Annotated in this window: 19 protein-coding genes; 7 read left to right on the top strand and 12 right to left on the bottom strand. The window is 71.5% G+C overall.

All coding sequences use genetic code 11. The features are described from left to right. Positions 1-86: 86 nt before the first annotated feature. Positions 87-2261, bottom strand: coding sequence for an MMPL family transporter (locus tag ABD437_RS07050; protein ID WP_344647915.1), 2175 nt, complete (start codon positions 2259-2261; stop codon positions 87-89). Positions 2262-2555: 294 nt separating this feature from the next. Here ABD437_RS07050 and ABD437_RS07045 point away from each other — a divergent pair, with 294 nt between their 5' ends. Next, a complete protein-coding gene (locus ABD437_RS07045) occupies positions 2556-3653 on the top strand; it encodes an adenosine deaminase (RefSeq protein WP_344647914.1) in 1098 nt (365 codons plus the stop codon). Next, positions 3650-4627 (top strand): endonuclease/exonuclease/phosphatase family protein, encoded by a 978-nt coding sequence (locus ABD437_RS07040; protein ID WP_344647913.1) that lies wholly within the window; start codon positions 3650-3652, stop codon positions 4625-4627. The genes ABD437_RS07045 and ABD437_RS07040 overlap by 4 nt, the downstream gene beginning before the upstream one ends. A gap of 3 nt (positions 4628-4630) precedes the next feature. Here the strand turns inward: ABD437_RS07040 and ABD437_RS07035 are convergent, their stop codons facing one another. The 6 genes from ABD437_RS07035 to ABD437_RS07010 all read right to left on the bottom strand — a co-directional run bounded on the left by ABD437_RS07035 (position 4631) and on the right by ABD437_RS07010 (position 8369). Further along, positions 4631-4828, bottom strand: coding sequence for a PspC domain-containing protein (locus tag ABD437_RS07035; protein ID WP_344647912.1), 198 nt, complete (start codon positions 4826-4828; stop codon positions 4631-4633). Between the two features lie 98 nt (positions 4829-4926). After that, positions 4927-5283, bottom strand: a complete 357-nt coding sequence (locus ABD437_RS07030; protein ID WP_035858245.1) for a VOC family protein — start codon at positions 5281-5283, stop codon at positions 4927-4929. A 140-nt stretch (positions 5284-5423) separates the two neighbouring features. Beyond that, positions 5424-6341, bottom strand: a complete 918-nt coding sequence (locus tag ABD437_RS07025) for a 5-oxoprolinase subunit C family protein (RefSeq protein WP_344647911.1) — start codon at positions 6339-6341, stop codon at positions 5424-5426. After that, the gene (gene pxpB / locus ABD437_RS07020; protein WP_344647910.1) at positions 6335-6910 is read right to left on the bottom strand and encodes a 5-oxoprolinase subunit PxpB; all 576 of its coding nucleotides are present in this window, start codon (positions 6908-6910) and stop codon (positions 6335-6337) included. The genes ABD437_RS07025 and pxpB overlap by 7 nt, the downstream gene beginning before the upstream one ends. Before the next feature lie 16 nt (positions 6911-6926). Then, entirely contained in the window at positions 6927-7970 is a 1044-nt protein-coding gene (locus tag ABD437_RS07015; RefSeq protein ID WP_344647909.1) for a DNA primase, read from the bottom strand. 81 nt (positions 7971-8051) lie between these two features. Continuing rightward, complete coding sequence (locus ABD437_RS07010) at positions 8052-8369, bottom strand: hypothetical protein (RefSeq protein WP_344647908.1); 318 nt, start codon at positions 8367-8369, stop codon at positions 8052-8054. A gap of 218 nt (positions 8370-8587) precedes the next feature. Here ABD437_RS07010 and ABD437_RS07005 point away from each other — a divergent pair, with 218 nt between their 5' ends. Next, on the top strand, positions 8588-9277 hold the full coding sequence (locus ABD437_RS07005) for a response regulator transcription factor (RefSeq protein ID WP_035869599.1): 690 nt from the start codon (positions 8588-8590) through the stop codon (positions 9275-9277). Between the two features lie 13 nt (positions 9278-9290). Further along, a complete protein-coding gene (locus tag ABD437_RS07000) occupies positions 9291-10763 on the top strand; it encodes an ATP-binding protein (RefSeq protein WP_344647907.1) in 1473 nt (490 codons plus the stop codon). A gap of 289 nt (positions 10764-11052) precedes the next feature. Here the strand turns inward: ABD437_RS07000 and ABD437_RS06995 are convergent, their stop codons facing one another. Continuing rightward, the gene (locus tag ABD437_RS06995; protein ID WP_344647906.1) at positions 11053-11658 is read right to left on the bottom strand and encodes a TetR/AcrR family transcriptional regulator; all 606 of its coding nucleotides are present in this window, start codon (positions 11656-11658) and stop codon (positions 11053-11055) included. 70 nt (positions 11659-11728) lie between these two features. Between ABD437_RS06995 and ABD437_RS06990 the strand changes: the two genes are divergently transcribed. Then, entirely contained in the window at positions 11729-12493 is a 765-nt protein-coding gene (locus tag ABD437_RS06990; protein WP_344647905.1) for an SDR family oxidoreductase, read from the top strand. A gap of 3 nt (positions 12494-12496) precedes the next feature. Here the strand turns inward: ABD437_RS06990 and ABD437_RS06985 are convergent, their stop codons facing one another. From ABD437_RS06985 to deoC, 3 genes are read right to left on the bottom strand one after another with little or no spacing between them, the layout of a single operon-like run. Next, positions 12497-13306, bottom strand: coding sequence for an aldehyde dehydrogenase family protein (locus ABD437_RS06985; RefSeq protein ID WP_344647904.1), 810 nt, complete (start codon positions 13304-13306; stop codon positions 12497-12499). Then, positions 13303-14724, bottom strand: a complete 1422-nt coding sequence (locus ABD437_RS06980) for an aldehyde dehydrogenase family protein (RefSeq protein ID WP_344647903.1) — start codon at positions 14722-14724, stop codon at positions 13303-13305. The genes ABD437_RS06985 and ABD437_RS06980 overlap by 4 nt, the downstream gene beginning before the upstream one ends. Before the next feature lie 3 nt (positions 14725-14727). Continuing rightward, a complete protein-coding gene (deoC, locus tag ABD437_RS06975) occupies positions 14728-15660 on the bottom strand; it encodes a deoxyribose-phosphate aldolase (protein WP_344647902.1) in 933 nt (310 codons plus the stop codon). Positions 15661-15744: 84 nt separating this feature from the next. Between deoC and ABD437_RS06970 the strand changes: the two genes are divergently transcribed. Next, positions 15745-17109, top strand: a complete 1365-nt coding sequence (locus tag ABD437_RS06970) for a glycosyltransferase (protein ID WP_344647901.1) — start codon at positions 15745-15747, stop codon at positions 17107-17109. A 45-nt stretch (positions 17110-17154) separates the two neighbouring features. Then, positions 17155-17778 carry a uracil phosphoribosyltransferase gene (gene upp / locus ABD437_RS06965; RefSeq protein WP_344647900.1) on the top strand — a complete coding sequence of 208 codons (624 nt, stop codon included), beginning with the start codon at positions 17155-17157 and terminating at the stop codon, positions 17776-17778. Positions 17779-17837: 59 nt separating this feature from the next. Here upp and ABD437_RS06960 read toward each other — a convergent pair whose 3' ends face one another. Beyond that, positions 17838-19496 (bottom strand): phospho-sugar mutase, encoded by a 1659-nt coding sequence (locus ABD437_RS06960; RefSeq protein ID WP_344647899.1) that lies wholly within the window; start codon positions 19494-19496, stop codon positions 17838-17840. Positions 19497-19589 lie beyond the last annotated feature (93 nt).

Raw genomic sequence — 19589 nt, 5'->3', positions numbered from 1 at the left:
CTCTCCGTGCAGGACCGTTAACCCGATTCGCGCCGAACGGTCGAACTTCTGGGTCGACTGACGAGCCGACCCAGAAGTTCGTGCCCCTATTTGGAGGCCAGCGCCGGCTCGTCCGGAGTGGACACCGGCTCCGGCGCCGAGGGCGCTTCCTTGAGACCGAACCGGTCGTACACCCGCTTCAGCGGACGCGGCGCCCACCAGTTCGCCCGGCCGAGGAGCGTCATCGTGGCCGGCACCAGCAGGCACCGGACGATCGTCGCGTCGACCAGCACCGCCACCACCAGGCCGAACCCGATCTGCTCGACGGTGCCGATGTCACCCATCACGAAGCAGGAGAACACGATCACCATCGCGATCGCCGCCGACGTGATGATCCGCCCGGTGCGCTGCAGACCGGTCCGCACCGCGGCGTCGTTCGACAGGCCCTTGTCGTACTCCTCCTTCACCCGGGCCAGGAGGAACGTCTCGTAGTCCATCGAGAGCCCGAACGCGAAGACGAAGATCACCATCAGCACGGCCGGGTCGAGACCGGGGTTGACCAGCAGGTCCAGCGGGCCGGCGCCCCAGCCCCACTTGAACGCCGCGACCATCGCGCCGAACGTGGCGCCCATCGACACCAGGTTCATCAGCAGCGCCTTGATCGGCACGACCACCGAACCGGTCATCAGGAACAGCAGCACGAACATCGCGACCGCGATGACGCCGGCGGCCAGCGGCAGGTCCCGCTGGTAAAGCGTCAGTTCGTCGTGGAAGAACGCGGCCTGACCGGTCACCCAGGACTGACCGCCGTCCGGGCGGTCGGCACGGAGCCGCTCCACGAGTTCGCGGGCCTCGGACCCGTTGGCGTCGCCCTCGACGTCGATCGAGACCACCGACGTACCCGGTCGCACCTGCTCGGCGGCACCGATCCGGCGGACCTCCGGGTCGTCGGCGAAACCGGCGGCCCACTGGTCGAGTGCGGCGGCGTCGGTCCGCGCCACCACCGAGATCGCCGGCGCCTCCTGGCGGCCGAACCGGTTGTCCAGCGTGTCGAGCACCCGGCGCGACTCGATCGACGTCGGGATCTCGCCGATGCCCGGCGAGCTGATCGTCGTGGACAGCACCGGCACCGCGGCGACGAGCAGCACGGCGAGCGAACCGATCAGGACGACCACCGGGCGCCGCTGCACGCCCCGGGCGATGCCGGCGAACAGCCCCCGGTTCGGGTCGGTGGCACGGGCCTGGCGGAAGCGCTTCGTACCGGCCGGTGTGATCCGGCGACCCACCAGCCGCAGCAGCGCCGGGATCAGCGTGACCGCGGTGAGCATCGTGACCAGCGCGATCGAGATACCGGCCGCGCCGATGGCCTGCAGGAACGGCATCTGGACGACGACCAGGCCGGCGAACGACGCCACGACCGTGAGCGCGGAGAACGCGACCGTCCGCCCGGACGTCGCACCGGCGCGGCGCACGGCCTCCTCGCGGAGCGCGAGCGGGAGGATCGGCCGGCCGACACGCACCTTCTTCGGCATCAGGTCCGGGCCGGCCGTGGCCACCAGCGCGGCCAGTTCCTCGCGGTACCGGGAGACGACGAGCAGCCCGTAGTCGATCGAGAGCCCGAGCCCGAGCAGCGTGACGACGGTGACCGTGTCACTGCCCAACCCGACGAACTTCGAGAAGCCCCACAGCGTCACCATCGCGGTCGCCACCGACGCGACCGCGCCGAGCACCGGCAGCCCGGCGGCGATGAACCCACCGAACACGAGCACCATGAACAGCAGGGTCAGCGGCAGCGAGATCATCTCGGCCGTCGACAGGTCCTTCTGCACCTGGGCGTTGATCTCACGGCCGAGGAGCTGGTCGCCGCCGAGTTCGATCGTCGCGCCGGGGAGGTCGATCGCGTCGAGCCGCTTCCGGGCGGCCTCCACCGAGCTGTCCTCGACGTCGTCCGCGAGGTCTTTCTGGTAGTGGACGATGACCATCAACGCGCGCTTGTCCTGGGACACCAGCGCGGGCCCGGCCGAGTAGGGGGTGTCGACCCCGACGACGCCGGGCTCGGTCTTCAGGTCGGCCGCGGCGGCGTCGACCGCGGTCCTGGTCGCCGCGGCGTTCGGGTCGACGCGGTCGATCACCGCGATGACCGTGCCGCCTTCGGTCCGAGCGGCGTCGAGGACGTCGTCACCGGTGGCCGACTCGAACTCCACCTCGTTCGACTTCTTGTCCAGGGAGTCGAACACCGGGCCGCTGGCGAAGACGCCACCGGCGACCGCCACGACCCACACGGCCACCACCAACAGGCGGTGCCGGAAACAGAATTGGCTCAACCGACCGAACATCGGTGTACCCCTCCGTGCGCCCGCACCCCCGTCGGGCACGTCGACGGGGCTCACTTTCTCGTCGTGCGGCACGGAGGGGCATCAGGTAGGCCCCCTGATTAGTCCCTGACGACGACCCCTAATACCTAGGTATCGCCCCGGTGAACTCCTACGGTTAGTCGCGCAACAAACCCGCAACGACATCGTTGCTGGTCAATGCGATGAAAATCCCGGTGTCGGACTGGGATAACCTCTGCGGGCATGAGTGATCCGTTGGCCTACCCCGACATCGTTCGGGCCCCGAAAGTTCTGCTGCACGATCACCTCGACGGCGGGCTCCGGCCACGCACCGTCGTCGAGCTGGCCGCCGAGACCGGGTACCGCGACCTGCCCACCACCGACGCCGACGAGCTCGGCGAGTGGTTCCGGGTGCAGGCGGACTCCGGGTCGCTGGTGCGCTACCTGGAGACTTTCAGCCACACCGTCGGCGTCATGCAGACGAAGGACGCGCTGAGCCGCGTCGCCGCCGAGTGCGCCTACGACCTCGCGCTCGACGGCGTGGTCTACGCCGAGGTGCGGTTCGCGCCGGAGCTCCACATCGAGCAGGGCCTCGCGCTCACCGAGGTCGTCGACAGCGTCCTGCACGGTTTCGAGGCCGGTGCGGCCCAGGCCGCGGCCGAGGGGCACTCGATCCGGATGGGTACGCTGCTCACCGCGATGCGGCACGCGGCGCGCTCGCGTGAGATCGCGGAGCTGGCCGTGGCCTACCGGGACGCCGGCGTCGCCGGGTTCGACATCGCCGGCGCCGAGGCCGGGTTCCCGCCCACCCGCCACCTGGACGCGTTCCAGTACATCAAGCGGGAGAACGGGCATTTCACGATCCACGCCGGTGAGGCGTTCGGCCTGCCGAGCATCTGGGAGGCGCTGCAGTGGTGCGGTGCCGACCGGCTGGGCCACGGCGTCCGGATCGTGGACGACATCGAGACGGGCGACGCGGAGCCGGGCGAGGCCCGGCTCGGGCGGCTGGCCGCGTACGTGCGTGACAAGCGGATCCCGCTCGAGATGTGCCCGTCGTCGAACATCCAGACCGGCGCGGCGACGTCGATCGCCGAGCACCCGATCGGGCTCCTGCGTGACCTGCGCTTCCGGGTCACGGTGAACACCGACAACCGCCTGATGAGCGGCACGTCGATGTCGAAGGAGTTCGCGCTGCTGTCGGAGGCGTTCGGGTACGGCTGGGCGGACCTGCGCTGGTTCACCGTCAACGCGATGAAGAGCGCGTTCCTGCCGTTCGACGAGCGGCTGCGGCTGATCGAGGACGTCATCAAACCCGGCTACGAAGAGCTGCTCTCGAAATGACCGCCCCGGCACGGGTGGCCCGCCGGGCCGCGGTGCGGGTGTGGAGCGCGGCCCTCTGGCTGACCCTGGCCGGGCTGGCGGGGTGGCTGCTTGTCCGGGGCGTCGGGTACGACCACCGGACGCCGTTCGCGCAGCTGGTCTCGTTCACGCCCTACGTGGCCGCGTTCTCGCTCGTGCCGCTGGTGGCCGCGCTGGTCACCCGGCGCTGGCTGGTCGCGGTGGCGGCCGGCGTCGTCGTGGTGGCGTTCGGCGCGTTCGTGGTGCCGCGGGCGGTCCCGTCGGGCGCGCCGTCCGACGGTGACCGGCTGCGTGTGATGGCGTTCAACACGAAGATCGGCGCCGGTTCGGTGGCCGAACTGGCGGCGCTGGTCCGGCGGGAGAAACCGGACGTGCTGACCGTGCAGGAGCTGACGCCGGAGTGGGCGGCCGAGTTCGCGGCGCTGCGGCTGTTCCCGTACTCGGCGCTGCGCGCGCTCCCCGGTGCGTCCGGAACCGGGATCTGGGCCCGGTACCCGCTGACCGACAACCGCACCGTCGATCCGAAGTCGGGGTTCGACCAGACGGACGCGCAGCTGCGCGTCTCCGACGACCGGGTGTACGAGGTGGTGAGCGCGCACCCGCGCCCGCCGATCTTCCGGGCCGCGGAGTGGGGATCGACCTCGCGCTGGGTCGGGGACCTCTCGCGGTTGCCCTCGGCGTCGAAGAGCGGCCCGGTTCGGGTGATGGCCGGCGACTTCAACGCCTCGCTCGACCATTCACCGTTCCGGAAGCTCGTCGGGACCGGCTACGTGGACGCCGCGGCCGAGGTCGGTAAGGGGCTCGTACCGACCTGGCCGATGAACGGCAACAACGCGCCGCCGGTGACGCTCGACCACGTGCTCGTCGACTCCCGCGCCGACGCTTCCCGGTTCGACGCCTACACGATCGCGGGCTCCGACCACCGCGCGATCGTGGCCGACCTGGTCATCCGCTAGGCGTCACTCGGTCGGGATCATGAACCACGCGATCAGGTAGATCAGGAACTGCGGCCCGGGGAGCAGGCAGGACAGGAGGAAGAGCAGGCGGACGGTGTTCGAGGAAAGACCGAAGCGCCGGCCGATGGCCGCGCAGACACCGGCGATCCACCGGTCGTTGCGCGGGCGGGCGAGGCGACGGCCGTAGGACACCGAGGACATCGGGAGCACCTTTCGTTTGCTCGACTGGGTCGATATCAACGGTGCGCCCCGATCGGTCCCGCCACCATCGGGACTCGCCCTGACCTGTCGTCTCAGGGTTACTGCTCAAAAATGCCGAACACGTTGCCGGCCGGATCGCGGAACCGGGCGGTGACCTCCGGCGGCTCGCCCCCCACCGGCTGGATCAGCTCGCCGCCGTGCTGCACGAGCGACGTGATCGTCTTCTCGACGTCGTCGACCATGATGTAGATCAGCAGCCCGGGCTCGGAGGCCGGCGGTCGGCCGGTCACCCAGACGCCGCTGACCTCGCCCACCGCGTCGTCGAAAGCCAGCGCGCCGTCACCACGCCGACGTAGTGCCCAGCCGAACACCCGGCTGTAGAAGTCGGCGGACTGCCGCACGTCGACGGCCGGGATCTCGAGATAGGCGAGCTTGCCGTTGGCCAAAGTGGGCATCGCTGCTCCGTAACCGTCGTTTTCGGACCCGACACCCGTAAGTGTGCCCTTTTACCACGTGGTGTCGCCCGTGAAGTCCCATGAAGCGCCGTGAAATCCCGGGCTCCTCGGCTGACTCACGTACGAAAAGGAGCCTCGGCTCACGTATTTTCGCGTCGAAAGTGAACCGTCGTGCCGGGAGCGGCCTGCGCGGCCCCCCAGAGGTCGTCGGGATGGACGACGCCGATCACCGGATACCCGCCGGTGACCGGGTGATCGGCGAGGAACAGCACCGGGCCGGACGGCGGCACCTGCAGCGCACCGGCGACCATGCCCTCGCTCGGGAGCTCGCCGGTGACCAGGCGGGGCAGCGTCGGTCCGTCGAGCCGGGCGCCGACCCGGTCGCTCTCGGACGTGACGGTCCAGGGCGACGCGTAGAGCGCCTCGATCGCGTCCGCGGCGAACCAGTCCTCGCGCGGGCCGGGGAACACCCGCAGCACCGGCTCCGCCGCGATCGCCGGCTCGACGACGCACCGGGCGGCGTACCCGGCCCGGACCGCGGCCACGTCGAGCTCCGCGGCCGCCGACCACGGGTCCGCCGGGATCGGGGCCTCGCTCCGGGCCTGGCGGCCGATCGGGAGCGTGTCGCCGTCGCGCAGGCGCGGCGGACCGAGGCCGGAGAGGGTGTCGGTGCTGCGGCTGCCGAGCACCTCCTCGGCGGCGACACCGCCCGCGACGGCCAGGTAGGCGCGCACCCCCGTGCTCGCGGCGTTCACTCGGAGCTCCGCGCCGGCCGGCACTCCCACCGCGGCTCCGTGCGCGGCCGGGACCCCGTCCACCGTGAGCGGGCACCGGGCTCCGGTCAGCGCCACCACGGCGTCGGCGGAGAACGTGACCACCAGGCCGCCCAGCGTGATCTCCAGCGCCGCCGCCGACCCGTCGTTGCCGACGAGCGTGTTCGCCCGCCGGAGCGCCGGCACGTCGAGCGCGCCCGACCGGGGAACGCCGAGATGCGCCCACCCGGCCCTTCCGAGGTCCTGCACCGTGGTCAGCGGCCCGGCGGTGCGGACTCTCAGCACGGCACGAAACGCACGCGGTCACCCGGTGTGAGCAGCGCGGGCGGGTCGGCGGCGAGGTCCCAGAGCGTCCGGTCGGTGTGCCCGATCAACTGCCAGCCGCCCGGCGACGGACGTGGGTACACCCCGGTGAACTCCCCGGCCAGCCCCACCGCGCCGGTCGGCACCCGGGTGCGCGGGGTGCTCCGGCGCGGAACCCGCAGCGGCTCCGGCAACCCGGTCAAATAGCCGAAACCGGGCGCGAAACCGGTGAACGCGACCGTGTAGACCGCACCCGAATGCCGGGCGACGACGTCACCGGGTGTGAGATCGGCGTAGGCGGCCACTTCGGCGAGATCGGGTCCGTCGTAGTGGACGGGGATCTCCACCTCGTGTCCGGCCCGCTCAGCGGCTTCCGGTGCACGCCACGACGCGGCCCAGCTCAGGTCGGCGCGGGTTCCCGGGCGGAACCGCACCAGCACGGTGCGCGCGCCCGGCACCACGTCCTCGACGCCGGGCAGCGCCCTCCGCACGATCTCCGCGCGGAGGGCCGCCGGATCGGCCGCGTCGATCAGCTCCGCGTCCCGGCCCATCCGGCTCATGCTCGGGTCAGTCGTGCCACTCGACCGACGACGAGATCCGACCGATGACGCTCCGCCAGGCCAGCGCGGCCTGCTCGGCGCCGATCCGACGCAGCTTCCGCCGGGCGAAGAAGCCCTTCGCACGCAGGGCCTCGTCCAGGTCGTCCAGCGGGGAGCCGGGTGCGAGGCTGGCGTCGACCTCGGGGAGGTCGAGCGCGTAGGCCAGGTCCCGGGCCAGCTCGCCCGCTCCGACGATGAGGTCGCCCTCCCAGACGTCGCGCCCGCCACGCAGGTTCTCGACGACCAGGTCGAGCTCGTAGCGGTCCTCGTCGTCCGGGACGACCAGGTCGGGCGTGATCGTCTCGACCAGCTCGGCCCAGGTGTCGCCGCCCAGCAGGTCGTGGACGGCGGGCGACTTCACGAACGCGACGAGCGAGGCGGCGTCGCGGAAGAGGTGCAGCTTGCCGTCGGTGGCGAGGAAGACGGCTTCCTCTTCGCCGGCGGCGACGCGGGCCCGGCCGGCCTCCTCCTCGTCGACGTCCTCGTCCTCGGGTTCGTCGTCCGAGTCGTCCTCGTACTCGCGGTTGAAACGCTCGGCGAGGGCCTCGTCGCTGTACTTCTGCGCCCGACGGCTTCGCGCGGACGGCTTCGCGTCGTCCTCGTCCTCGTCGTCGGCTTCGTCGGCTTCGTCGGTGGCCGCGGCCGGCTCGTCCTCGTCGTCGTCCGCGGTCTTCTTCGCGGTGTCGCGCGCCGGCTCGGCGTCGTCCGCGTCCTCGGTGACCACCTCGAGCGCCTCGGGCTCGTCGCCGTCGACCGGGTCGTCGTCCTCGTCGGGCTCGTCCTCGACGAGCTGTTCCTCGACCACGCGGTACTGGCGCAGCGTCAGGCCGACGCCACCACGCGGCAGCGCGATCTCGACCGGGTCGATACCGAGCGCAGCCCAGTATTCGACCACTCGCTCCGAGCGCTCGCCGTCCTCGACCTCGTCGGAGGAGTCCTCCTCGGCGGCCTCGGCATCGTCGGACAGCTCGTCCTCGAGCGGCTCGACGTCTTCCGGGTGCCTGCCCGCCACAGCTCCTCCTGGGTACGGCCGTTTCGTCGCGTCTACCTTAGGGCCGTCCCGCATCGGAGTGGCGGGCGCCACCCCCGCGACTCATCCGTTGCCGTTGTCGACGTCCAGCTGGGGCCGGTCGTCGTCCCACCAGGCCGTGATCAGAGTCGTTCTCGCGGCCGACTCGAACGAGATGCTGACTCTCGTGTCGCTTTCCTGCTGAACCGTCGATTTGTAGCCGGATTCAGCGAGGATGTCGATGACGATCACTTTGTCGGCGTTCCACTGGAGCTTGGCCCAGCCGCCGTCCGTCGGCACCGTGCTGGTGTAGTTGACCAGCCCTTCGTCGTCCTCCCACCGCTGCGGCACCGGTGCGGGATCGTTGCTCGTCTCGACGGTGGGTGACGGACTGCGTGTCACGCCCGCGGCCGGCGGTGGCCTGGTCGCTCTCGGTGACGCACTTTTTAAGTCCGACACTGAGAGTAGTTTCGACCGATCTGGGACGGCTGCATAAAGGACGAGTCGAACGCCGAACCACGAAACGGTCACAGCTAAGGCGGTGGTGCCGAGCCACAGCAAGGTGAGCCGTACGGCACGAGGCATACCGTCCATCCTTTCATCCGGCTACCGTGCCGGACATGCCGACCGTGTTGCTCGTCGAGGACGACCCCACGATCCGTAGTGCCCTTGTACGTTCTCTGTCAAAGGCGGGCCACGTGGTCCGTGCTGTGGGAACCGCGCTGGACGCACTGCGTGAAGTCACCTCTGCGCGTCCCGACGTAGTGATCCTGGACCTAGGACTACCCGATTTGGACGGAGCGGACGCTTTACGCATGTTGCGTGGCGTTTGTGATGTTCCTGTGGTGGTTGCGACCGCCCGTGACAACGAACGGGAAATCGTTCGTCTGCTGAACTCCGGCGCCGACGACTACCTCGTCAAGCCGTTCTCGTTCGAGCACCTGACCGCGCGGATGACCGCGGTGCTCCGGCGCAGCAGCCCGGGCGAGGTCCGGCGTGACCCCACGCTCACCGTCGGTGGCCTCCGGATCGACCTGAACCGCCGCGAAGCCGTGCTCGACGGCGCCCCGCTCGACCTCGCCCGGCGCGAGTTCGACCTGCTCGCCTACCTCGCGGCCCGGCCCGGCACCGTGGTCAGCCGCCGCGAACTCGTGGAGGCCGTGTGGCGCCAGCCGGCGGTCGGAGGTGACCAGACGATCGATGTCCACCTGTCCTGGTTACGCCGCAAGCTAGGAGAGACCGCGGCGGCTCCGCGGTACCTCCGGACGGTTCGTGGGGTAGGTGTGAAGCTCGTGGATCCCACCACATGAGGTCGGGTCACCGATGAGGCGTGCTCTGGCGCTCGTGGCGCTCGCGACCACGGCGATGGTCTCGCTGGCCTTCGTCGTGCCGTTGTTGCTGGTCGTGCACCAGATCGCCCGCGAGCGCGCGATCGGTGACGCGCAGCGTCAGGCGAACCAGGCGGTCTCCCTGCTGGCGGCGACGAACGACGTCAAAGTCATCGAGGACGCGATCAGCACGATCCCGGCCTGGAACTCCGACGGCCTGGCGATCTACCTGCCCGACGGGCAGACCCCGGTGATCGGCACCACCCGCGCCAAACCGACCGACATCAAGACGGTCCGGGCCAGCGAGGACAAGTCGATCACCTCCGACGTCGACGGCGGCGTCGTCTACCTGCAGCCCACGAAGATCTCGTCCGGCCAGGTCGCGGTCATCGAAGTGTTCGTGCCCTCGGACGCACTGACCCGCGGTGTCGCCGGTGCGTCCGCGGCGCTCATCGCGGTGGCGCTGGGCCTGGTCATCGGGTCGGTGGTCGTCGCCGACCGGCTGGCCGCGAAGGTCGTCGGCGCCACCCGCAACCTCGCGGCGGTCGCGCGCGCGTTCGGCGACGGCAACCTGGAAGCCCGGGTGGAGCCGTCCGGCCCGCGCGAACTGTCCGAAGCCGGCGCCTCGTTCAACACGATGGCCGACCGCGTCGTCGCCACCCTCGACGCCGAACGCGAACTCGCCGCGGACCTCTCGCACCGCCTGCGCACCCCACTGACCGCCCTGCGGCTGGACGCCGAGGCGCTCGACGACGGCGTGGACGCCGCCCGCATCCGCGACGCCGTCGCGACGCTCGAGCGCGAGGTCGACGTCATCATCCAGACCGCGCGCCGGCCGCTGTCCGAGCGCGGGCCCGAATGGTGCGACCTGGCCGAAGTCGTCTCCGAGCGGGTGGAGTTCTGGGGCGCGCTCGCCGAGGACGAACACCGCGACTGCCGGCTGGCCGGCGTCGGACGGCGGGTGCCGGTCTCGGTCTCCCGCACCGAACTGGTCTCCTGCGTCGACGTCCTGCTGGGCAACGTGTTCCGGCACACCGCGCCCGGAGTGGCGTTCGCGGTGAGCGTGCTCGTGCTGCGCGGCCCGGTCGCCGCGCTCGTCATCGAAGACGCCGGCACCGGCATCCGGCACCCCCGGATGGCCGTGCGGCGCGGAAACAGCGGCGGCGGCTCCACCGGGCTCGGACTCGACATCGTTCGAAAAGTCGCGGAGACCGCGGGCGGATCGATTCGAATCGACACCAGTCCGATGGGCGGCGCACGAATTCGGGTCGATCTCGCGATGCTCGATCCGGCTGTGTTCCGCAACATGGCGCGTGGCGGCGGAACGATGCCGGAACGTGATGATTCCGATCGCACGTGGCCAGATGTGCCTCGTGGTGCTGGTGATTACCGGCCGCTGCATCGCGCCGTCGGCGCATTACGAGCGATGCGGAAGACGCGGGTTAACTCGCGTTCAGACAGACCTTAACGAAACCTCAAGGGCCTTCCCGGTGATCAATCCGCCAACGTAACGTTCCAGTTGTCAGACACCACGCGAACCGACGCCGACCCCCCGGGCGCCGGACGCAGCCGAAGCGCGGTGGGACAGGGCAGGCATTGGCCCCCTATCCCACCGCGTAAGGCTTTTGTAGGTGGGCGGCCCGCTCAGGACGGCGCTGCCGCGCGGGCGCGAACCCTTGAGTATCACCCATACGCGGCGGATTCGCGCCCGAGCGGCAGCGCCGTTCTGAGCGGGCTCCAGGTCAGAGCACTCGCGCTCACGCGTTCGGCCAAGCGCTCATGGCCAGCTCGGCTACGCCTTCGAGGTCGGATCGGGTGGCGCCGTCTCGTGCTTGCTGGCTCATGCCTTGAATCGTTACGGCGGTCAGGCGGGCCAGTGCGGCGGGGTTCGTCTCCGGGGGCAGAATGCCTGCTTCGACGTCGGACCGGACGCGTTGTTCGATCGCGGCGATATTCGCATTCCGTCGGGTACGCAGCAGTTCTTCGATATCGGCTGAATCCGGGCCGCAGTTCGTTGCCGCACTAATTACCAGACAACCGTTCGGACGATCCGGAGTCGTGTATTCGGCGGCGGCCTCGCGCAACATCCGCGCCACGCCTGCACGTGCAGACGACTCTGCGGCGAGCGCTCGCTCAGTGAAAGCGCCGTATGTCCGGGAGTACACGTCGACCACTTCTCGAAACAGCGCTTTTTTATCTCCGAAGGCCGCGTAGAGCGACGGAATCCCGATCCCCATCGCCTTCGCGAGTACGGAAACCGGCGTCGGTTCGTACCCGCGGGCCCAGAACTCCCGGAGCGCGATCTCCAGGGCCGCGTCGCGATCGAACGACCGCGGCCGGCCTCGCTTCGTCGTCACCCGCACATTCTATAGCGCTCGCTAGAGAAGTGTGGTTAGGGTGATTCTGTAGCGACCGCTAGAGAAAGTGACCGACATGCTCCACGGAACGACGAGCCTCGTCACCGGCGCCGGCCGGGGGATCGGGCGGGCCATCGCGCGCCGCCTGGCCGCCGAAGGGTCCCGCGTGGCCGTGCACTACGGCACCAACGCCGACGCCGCCGCGGCGACGGTGGACGAGATCCGCGGCGCCGGTGGCGACGCGTTCGCGATCGGCGCCGAACTCGGCGTCCCCGGCGACGTCGAGCGCCTCTGGGCGGCGTTCGACGAGGCACTCGGGCCCGGCGCCACCCTCGACGTCCTCGTCAACAACGCGGCGATCGGAAGTTCCGAGCCGCTCGCGACGACCACGCCCGAGGCCTTCGACCGGGTGTTCGCGGTCAACGTCAAGGCGCCGTTCTTCCTCGTCCAGCGCGGCCTCGACCGCATCCGCGACGACGGCCGGATCATCAACGTGTCCTCCGGCGTCACCCGGATCGCGCTACCGGAGACCCTGGCGTACTCGATGACGAAGGGCGCGCTGAACACGTTCAGCTTCACGCTGGCGCACGAACTCGGCGCCAGGGGCATCACGGTGAACGCGGTGGCGCCGGGCATCACCGACACCGACACCAATGCGGCGTGGCTGCACGGCGAAGCCCGCGCCCACGCGGCGAGCTACTCCGCGTTCGACCGCGTCGGCGAACCCGACGACATCGCCGACGTGGTCGCGTTCCTGGCCTCCCCGGCCGCCCGCTGGATCACCGGCCAGGTGATCGACGCCACCGGCGGCTCCCACCTGGGAGCCGCCGGGCTGCGCTGAAGCCTAGATCCCGACCGGGTGCCAGACGGTCTTCGTCTCGGTGAACGTGGTCAGGCGGGAGAGCGCCGGATCGGCCGCCCAGTCCTCCGCCGGGTCCGGCCGGCGCACCCGCTTGAGGGTGCCCGCGGCCAGCCCTTCCCACTCCGCGGCCTGCTCGGGGGACGCCCCGGTCAGGTCGATGCCGCGGACCTCCTCGTGCGCGGCCAGCCACGAGCCGAGCTCGGCCGCGTCACCGGTCAGCACGTTGACCACACCGCCGGGCAGGTCGGACGTGGCCAGCACCTCGGCGAGCGTGATCGCCGCGACCGGGTCGGTGGCCACCACCACGCACGTGTTGCCGGTCGTGATCACCGGCGCGACGACGCTCACCAGCCCGAGCAGCGGCGAACCCGTCGGCGCGAACACCCCGACCACGCCGGTGGGCTCCGGCGTCGACAGGTTCAGGTACGGACCGGACACCGGGTTCGTCGCGCCGACGACCTGGGCGTACTTGTCGGCCCAGCCGGCGTAGAACACCCAGCGGTCGATCGCGGCGTCGACGTCGGCGCCGAACTCCGACCGGCGCGCCTCGAGCATCTCCGCGGCCCGGTAGAGGATCTGGCCGCGGTTGTAGCCGGTGCGTGCCGCCCACCCGGCCGACGCCTTGGAGGCCGCGACGACCGCGTCACGCACGTCCTTCCGGGATGCGCGCGCCACGTTCGCCACGAACGCTCCTTCCGAGTCGGTCACCGGGAACGTGCGCCCGGACTCGCTGCGCGGGAACGCGCCCCCGATGTACAGCTTGTAGGTCTTGCGAACGGTCAACCGGCTCATCGGACGTAGGCCTCCAAGCCGTGGCGACCGCCCTCACGGCCGTAACCGGACTCCTTGTACCCGCCGAACGGCGACGCCGGGTCGAACTGGTTGAACGTGTTGGCCCACACCACGCCCGCGCGCAGCTTCTCGGCCATCCAGAGGATCCGCGAGCCCTTCTCCGTCCAGATGCCGGCGGACAGGCCGTACGGCGTGTTGTTGGCCTTCTCGACGGCCTCCGCGGGCGTCCGGAACGTCAACACCGACAGCACCGGCCCGAAGATCTCCTCCCGGGCGATGCGGTGCGCCTGCGAGACGCCGGTGAACAGCGTCGGCACGAACCAGTAGCCCCGGTCGGGCAGCTCGCACGGCGGCGACCAGCGCTCCGCGCCCTCCTCCTCGCCCGCCGCGGCCAGCTCCTGGATCTTCGTGAGCTGCGCGGACGAGTTGATCGCCCCGACGTCGGTGTTCTTGTCCAGCGGATCGCCGACCCGCAGCGTCGCCATCCGACGGCGCAGCGCCGCCAGCACCTCGTCGGCCACCGACTCCTGGACGAGCAGCCGCGACCCGGCGCAGCACACGTGCCCCTGGTTGAAGAAGATCCCGTCGACGATGCCCTCGACCGCCTGGTCCACCGGGGCGTCGTCGAACACGATGTTCGCGGCCTTGCCGCCGAGCTCCAGCGTGAGCCGCTTCGACGAGCCCGCGACCGCCTTCGCGATCTCCCGGCCCACGTCGGTGGACCCGGTGAAGGCGACCTTGTCGATCCCCGGGTGCGCGACGAGCGCCCGCCCGGTCTCGCCCGCACCGGTCACGATGTTGACGACGCCCGGCGGCAGCTCGGCCTGCTGGCACACCTCGGCGAACAGCAGCGCGCTCAGCGGCGTCGTCTCGGCCGGCTTGAGCACGACGGTGTTGCCGGTGGCCAGCGCCGGTGCGATCTTCCAGGCCAGCATCAGCAGCGGGAAGTTCCACGGGATGACCTGGCCCGCGACGCCCAGCGGCCGCGCCGCGCCGAGGCCGGCGTACGACAGCTTGTCGGCCCAACCCGCGTAGTAGAAGAAGTGCGCGGCGACGAGCGGCAGGTCGATGTCCCGGGTCTCCCGGATCGGCTTGCCGTTGTCGAGCGACTCCAGCACCGCGAACTCGCGGGCCCGTTCCTGCAGGATGCGGGCGATCCGGAACAGGTACTTGCCCCGTTCGCGGCCGGGCATCGGGCCCCAGACCTGCTCGAACGCGGTGCGGGCCGCGGAGACCGCCCGATCCACGTCGGCGGCGCCGGCCTCGGCGACCTCGGCCAGCACCTCCTCGTCGGCCGGGTTCACGGTCTTGAAGACGCCGCTGCCGTCGGTGAACTCGCCGTTGATGAACAGGCCGTAGGAGTTCTTCAGCGCGACGACGTTCCGCGACTCGGGTGCGGGCGCGTATTCGAAGGTCATGCCTCAGTCCAGGGTCACGTGGTCGGAGCCGGCGTAATGACCGGTGGCCATCTTCCGGCGCTGCAGCAGGACGTCGTTGAGCAGGCTGGACGCACCGAAGCGGAACCAGTCCGGGTCGAGCCAGTCCGGGCCGGTGATCTCGTTGACCATCACCAGGTACTTGATCGCGTCCTTGGCGGTGCGGATGCCACCGGCGGGCTTCATGCCCACCTGGCGGCCGTGCGTGTCGCGGAAGTCGCGGCACGCCTCCAGCATCACCAGCGTCACCGGCAGCGTCGCGGCGGGGGAGACCTTGCCGGTGGAGGTCTTGATGAAGTCGGCGCCGGCCAGCATCGCCAGCCAGGACGCCCGGCGCACGTTGTCGAACGTGACCAGCTCGCCGGTCTCCAGGATCACCTTGAGGTGGGCGTCGCCGCAGGCCTCCTTGACCGCGACGATCTCCTCGAACACCTGGCCGTAGCGGCCGGAGAGGAACGCGCCCCGGTCGATGACCATGTCGATCTCGTCGGCCCCGGCGGCGACGGCCGCCTTCGTGTCGGCGAGCTTGACCTCTCGCGGCGCCCGGCCGGACGGGAACGCGGTGGCGACCGCGGCGATGTGGATGCCGGACCCGGCCAGCGCCTCCGCCGCCGACGGGACCATGTCGCCGTAGACGCAGATCGCCGCGACCGGCGGGGCGTCGTCGCCCGGGTGGCGGCCCTTGGCGCAGAGCGCCTTGACCTTGCCCGGCGTGTCGGCGCCCTCCAGCGTGGTGAGGTCGATCATGCGGATCGTCAGGTCGAGCGCGTACGCCTTGGCCGACGTCTTGATCGAGCGGGTGCCGAGGCGCGCGGCCCTGGCCTTCGCGCCGACCTCGTCGACGCCGGGCAGGCCGTGCAGGAACCGGCGCAACGACGCTTCGGACTGGCCAATATCCAGCACCGGGGTGACTGACATGACGACGATCCTACGCAGCGCGTTACCGCCCCGGTCACGGCAACTTCTGCCGTTAGCCGCCCGCGGCCCCTACGTTCGGTCGCCATGACGGGCCTGCGCATCGCGCACTTCTCGGACACGTTCCTGCCCCGACGGGACGGCGTCATCACGTCGATCCGCACGCTGGCGGGCGCGCTGGCCGAGCGCGGGCACGAGAGCGTGCTGTTCGCGCCGGAGTACCCCGCGCGGACCCCGGTGGGGTTCCCGGTCGTCGGGCTGCCCTCGGTGCCGTGCGGTGTCGCCGACCTGCGGCTGGCCACCTGGCCGCGGTCGCGTCAGGTGGCGCGGGTGGCGGCCGTCTCGCCCGACGTGGTGCACGTGCACACGCCGGGGCCGGCCGGGCTGCTCGGGGTGCTGGCGGCGGCGAAGCTGGGGTTGCCGCTGGTGCAGACCTATCACACCGATCTGCACGCCTACCTGGAGGCGTACAAGATCCCCACCACCGCACTCCGCGTGATCCGGGCCGCCTACGCCCGCCGCCTCGCCGGGCCGTCACCGTTCGGCGACACCGACCGGCCGCCCGCCGGGACGGCGTCGGGGACGTTCCTGGTGGGCGCGCGGACGCCGGAGCGGCGGCGGGCGGCGTTGCGGGTGGTGCGTGGGGCCGCGGGGGCCTGGCGGTCGGAGCGCCGGTCGGCCACCCGGTGCGGGCTGCTCGACGCGGCGAACGCGGCGTTCTTCGGCGGCACCGACGTCGTCGTCGTGCCGACCGCGGCCGTGCTCCGGCGCTCGCCGCTCCCGATCGACCCGGCGCGGGTCGTCCAGGTGCCGACCGGCGTGCGTGAACGTCCGGCGCCCGCCGGAGCGAGGGCCGCGTTCCGCGACCGCTACGGCATCCCCGGCGACGCCCCGCTGGTGCTGTTCGTCGGCCGGGTGAACCGGGAGAAGAACGTCGACGCGCTGCTCGCCGCGACCGCGACGCTGGCCTCGTCGCTCCCGGACGTGCGGGTCGCGTTGGTCGGGGCGGTGTACGAGCCGCGGTGGCTCGCCGGCCTGCTGCGTACGCACGGCGTCGGCGACCGGGTGGTGACCACCGGGCAGCTCCCGGCGGCCGACGTGGCCGAGGCCTACGCCGCCGCCGACGTGTTCGCGTTCCCGTCGCTCACCGACACCCAGGGCCTGGTGCTGCAGGAGGCCGCGCTGGCCGGGCTGCCGGTCGTGCTCAGCGACACCGTCCTGCACGCCCACGGCCCGCTGGCCGGTGCCGCGGTCTGCGCCTCCGGCGACGGGTTCGCGGCCGCGATCGCCGCGCTGCTCATCGACCCCGCCCTCGCCGCCGCCACCGCCACCGCGTGCCGGGCCGCCGCGCTGCGCCACACCCCCGACGCGTACGGCGCCGCGATCGAGGCCGTCTACCACCGCGCCCGCGCCGGAAAGCGCACCCCGACACCGTTGCGGGCCATCGCCTGAAGACCCTGCGAGCCACAGCCTGACCTGGGGCGGTACCGTCGCGACGTGCAGACGCTAGTTGTGGATCACCCGCTCGCCAGTGCCCGGCTCACCACGATGCGTGACGCGCGCACCGAGCCGTCCGTCTTCCGTGCCGCGCTCCGTGAGCTGACGCTCATGCTCGTCTACGAGGCCACTCGCGAGATCGAGATCGAGCGGTTCCCGATCCACACGCCGGTCGCGCGCACCACCGGCATCCGTCTCGGCAACCCGCCGCTGCTCGTCCCGGTGCTGCGTGCCGGCCTGGGCATGGCCGAGGCCGCGTTCGGGCTGCTCCCGGAGGCGTCGATGGGCTTCGTCGGCCTCGCCCGCGACGAGGAGACGTTCCAGCCCCGCGCGTACATGGAGTCGCTGCCGGAGGACCTCACCGGCCGCCCGGTGTTCGTGCTCGACCCGATGCTGGCCACCGGCGGCTCCCTGCAGCACTGCGTGGGCCTGCTCACCCAGCGCGGAGCCACCGACGTGACGGTGATCTGCGCGCTCGCCGCCCCGGAGGGCATCCGCCGCCTGGAGGAGGCCGACCTCCCGATCCGCGTGGTCACCGCCAGCATCGACGAGCGCCTCAACGACAGCGCCTACATCGTCCCCGGCCTCGGCGACGCCGGCGACCGCCAGTTCGGCTCGGTCTGACGCGACCGACATCGAAGTGGGGTGATTCCGCCGCGGAATCACCCCACTTCGATGTCGGGTCACACCCCGAGCGCCAGGGCCACCTCGTCGCGCAGCGCGGCCAGGTGCTCGGCCGCGGCTTCCCGCGCGGTCGCGACCCCGGACGAAACCGGCACGACCACCTCGAGGTAGGCCTTGAGCTTGGGCTCGGTGCCCGACGGGCGGACCACCACCCGAACGCCGGGCGCGCGCAGCGTCAGCACGTCCGCGTCGGGGAGCCGGTCGTGCACCTCGGTCACCGCCCGCCCGAGCAGCGACGACGGCGGCGCCGACCGCATACGCGCCATCAGCGCCGCGATCTCCCGCAGGTCGGACACCCGCACCGACAGCTGCGACGTCGCGTGCAGCCCGAACTCCATCGCGAGCTCGTCCAGCCGGTCGCCGAGCGACTTGCCGTCGGCCTTGAGCGCGGCGGCCAGGTCGGCGATCGCGATGGCGGCGGAGATGCCGTCCTTGTCCCGGACGACGCCCGGCGCGACCGCGTACCCGAGCGCCTCCTCGTACCCGAAGGCCAGGTCGTCGGCGGCCCGGACGATCCACTTGAACCCGGTGAGCGTCTCGGCCGCCCGGGCACCGCGGGCCGGCGCCAGCGTCGAGAGCAGCGACGACGACACGATCGTCGTCGCGTAGGTGCCTTTGACGCCGTTGCGCAGCAGCGCGTCGGCGAGCAGCGCGCCCACCTCGTCGCCGTGCAACAACCGCCAGGACGAACCGGAGGGGACCGCCACCGCGCACCGGTCGGCGTCCGGGTCGTTGGCGATCGCGATGTCCGCGTCGACCGACGAGGCCAGCGCGAGCAGCTCGTCCACCGCGCCCGGCTCCTCGGGGTTGGGGAAAGCGACCGTCGGGAACGCCGGGTCCGGTTCGGCCTGCGAGGCCACGACGTGCGGCGCCGCGAACCCCGCGACGGCGAACGCCTGCTCGGCCAGCACCCGCCCGACGCCGTGCAGCGGTGTGTACGCGACACGCAGGGCCGCGCGCCGGGCGTCGGCACCGGGGTCGGTACGGATCACGGCCTGCACGGTGGTGGCGACGTACTCCTCGACGACGTGCTCGTCGACCGACTGGGCGGCCGTGCCGAGCGGCACCGCGGCCAGCTGCGAGACCGCGCGGATCCGCGCCTCGATCTCCCGGTCGGCGGGCGGGACGATCTGCGCGCCGTCGCCGAGGTAGACCTTGTAGCCGTTGTCGGCGGGCGGGTTGTGGCTCGCGGTCACCATCACGCCGGCGGCGGCGTCGAGCCGGCGCACGGCGTAGGCCAGCACGGGCGTCGGCAGCGGTCGGGGCAGCAGCAGCGCGGCCCGGCCGGTTCCGGTCACGACCGCGGCCGTCTCGGCGGCGAAGTCCGCGCTGCCGCGCCGGGCGTCGTACCCGATGACCACCGGCCCGCTGGAGCCCTGGTCGTCCAGATAGGCGCACAGGCCCGCGGCGGCCGCGCGCACCACCGCCCGGTTCATGCCGTTGGGCCCGGCACGCACCGGGCCGCGCAGGCCGGCGGTGCCGAACGTGAGCGGTCCGGCGAACCGGTCGGCGAGGTCGTCCAGGCTGCCCGGTAGCCCGGCCAGCACGGCCTGGAGCTCGGCGCGGGTCACCGGATCGGGGTCGTCGGCGATCCACTCTTCGGTGCGATGACGCAGTGCCGCGACTTCGGGGCCGGTCCAGCTGGACGTTTCGGTCATGCGCCCATCGTTACTCATTGAGACGCCCGGACGCACGCCGGTGTCGCGGGGCCGCGGGCAATCCTTCCGACGTTTACCCTGGCCCGAGGTTGA

Origin of the sequence: Cryptosporangium japonicum, from assembly GCF_039524755.1 — a bacterium.
Classification (GTDB): Bacteria; Actinomycetota; Actinomycetes; order Mycobacteriales; family Cryptosporangiaceae; genus Cryptosporangium; species Cryptosporangium japonicum.
This window is presented reverse-complemented; position numbering and strand designations above follow the sequence as displayed.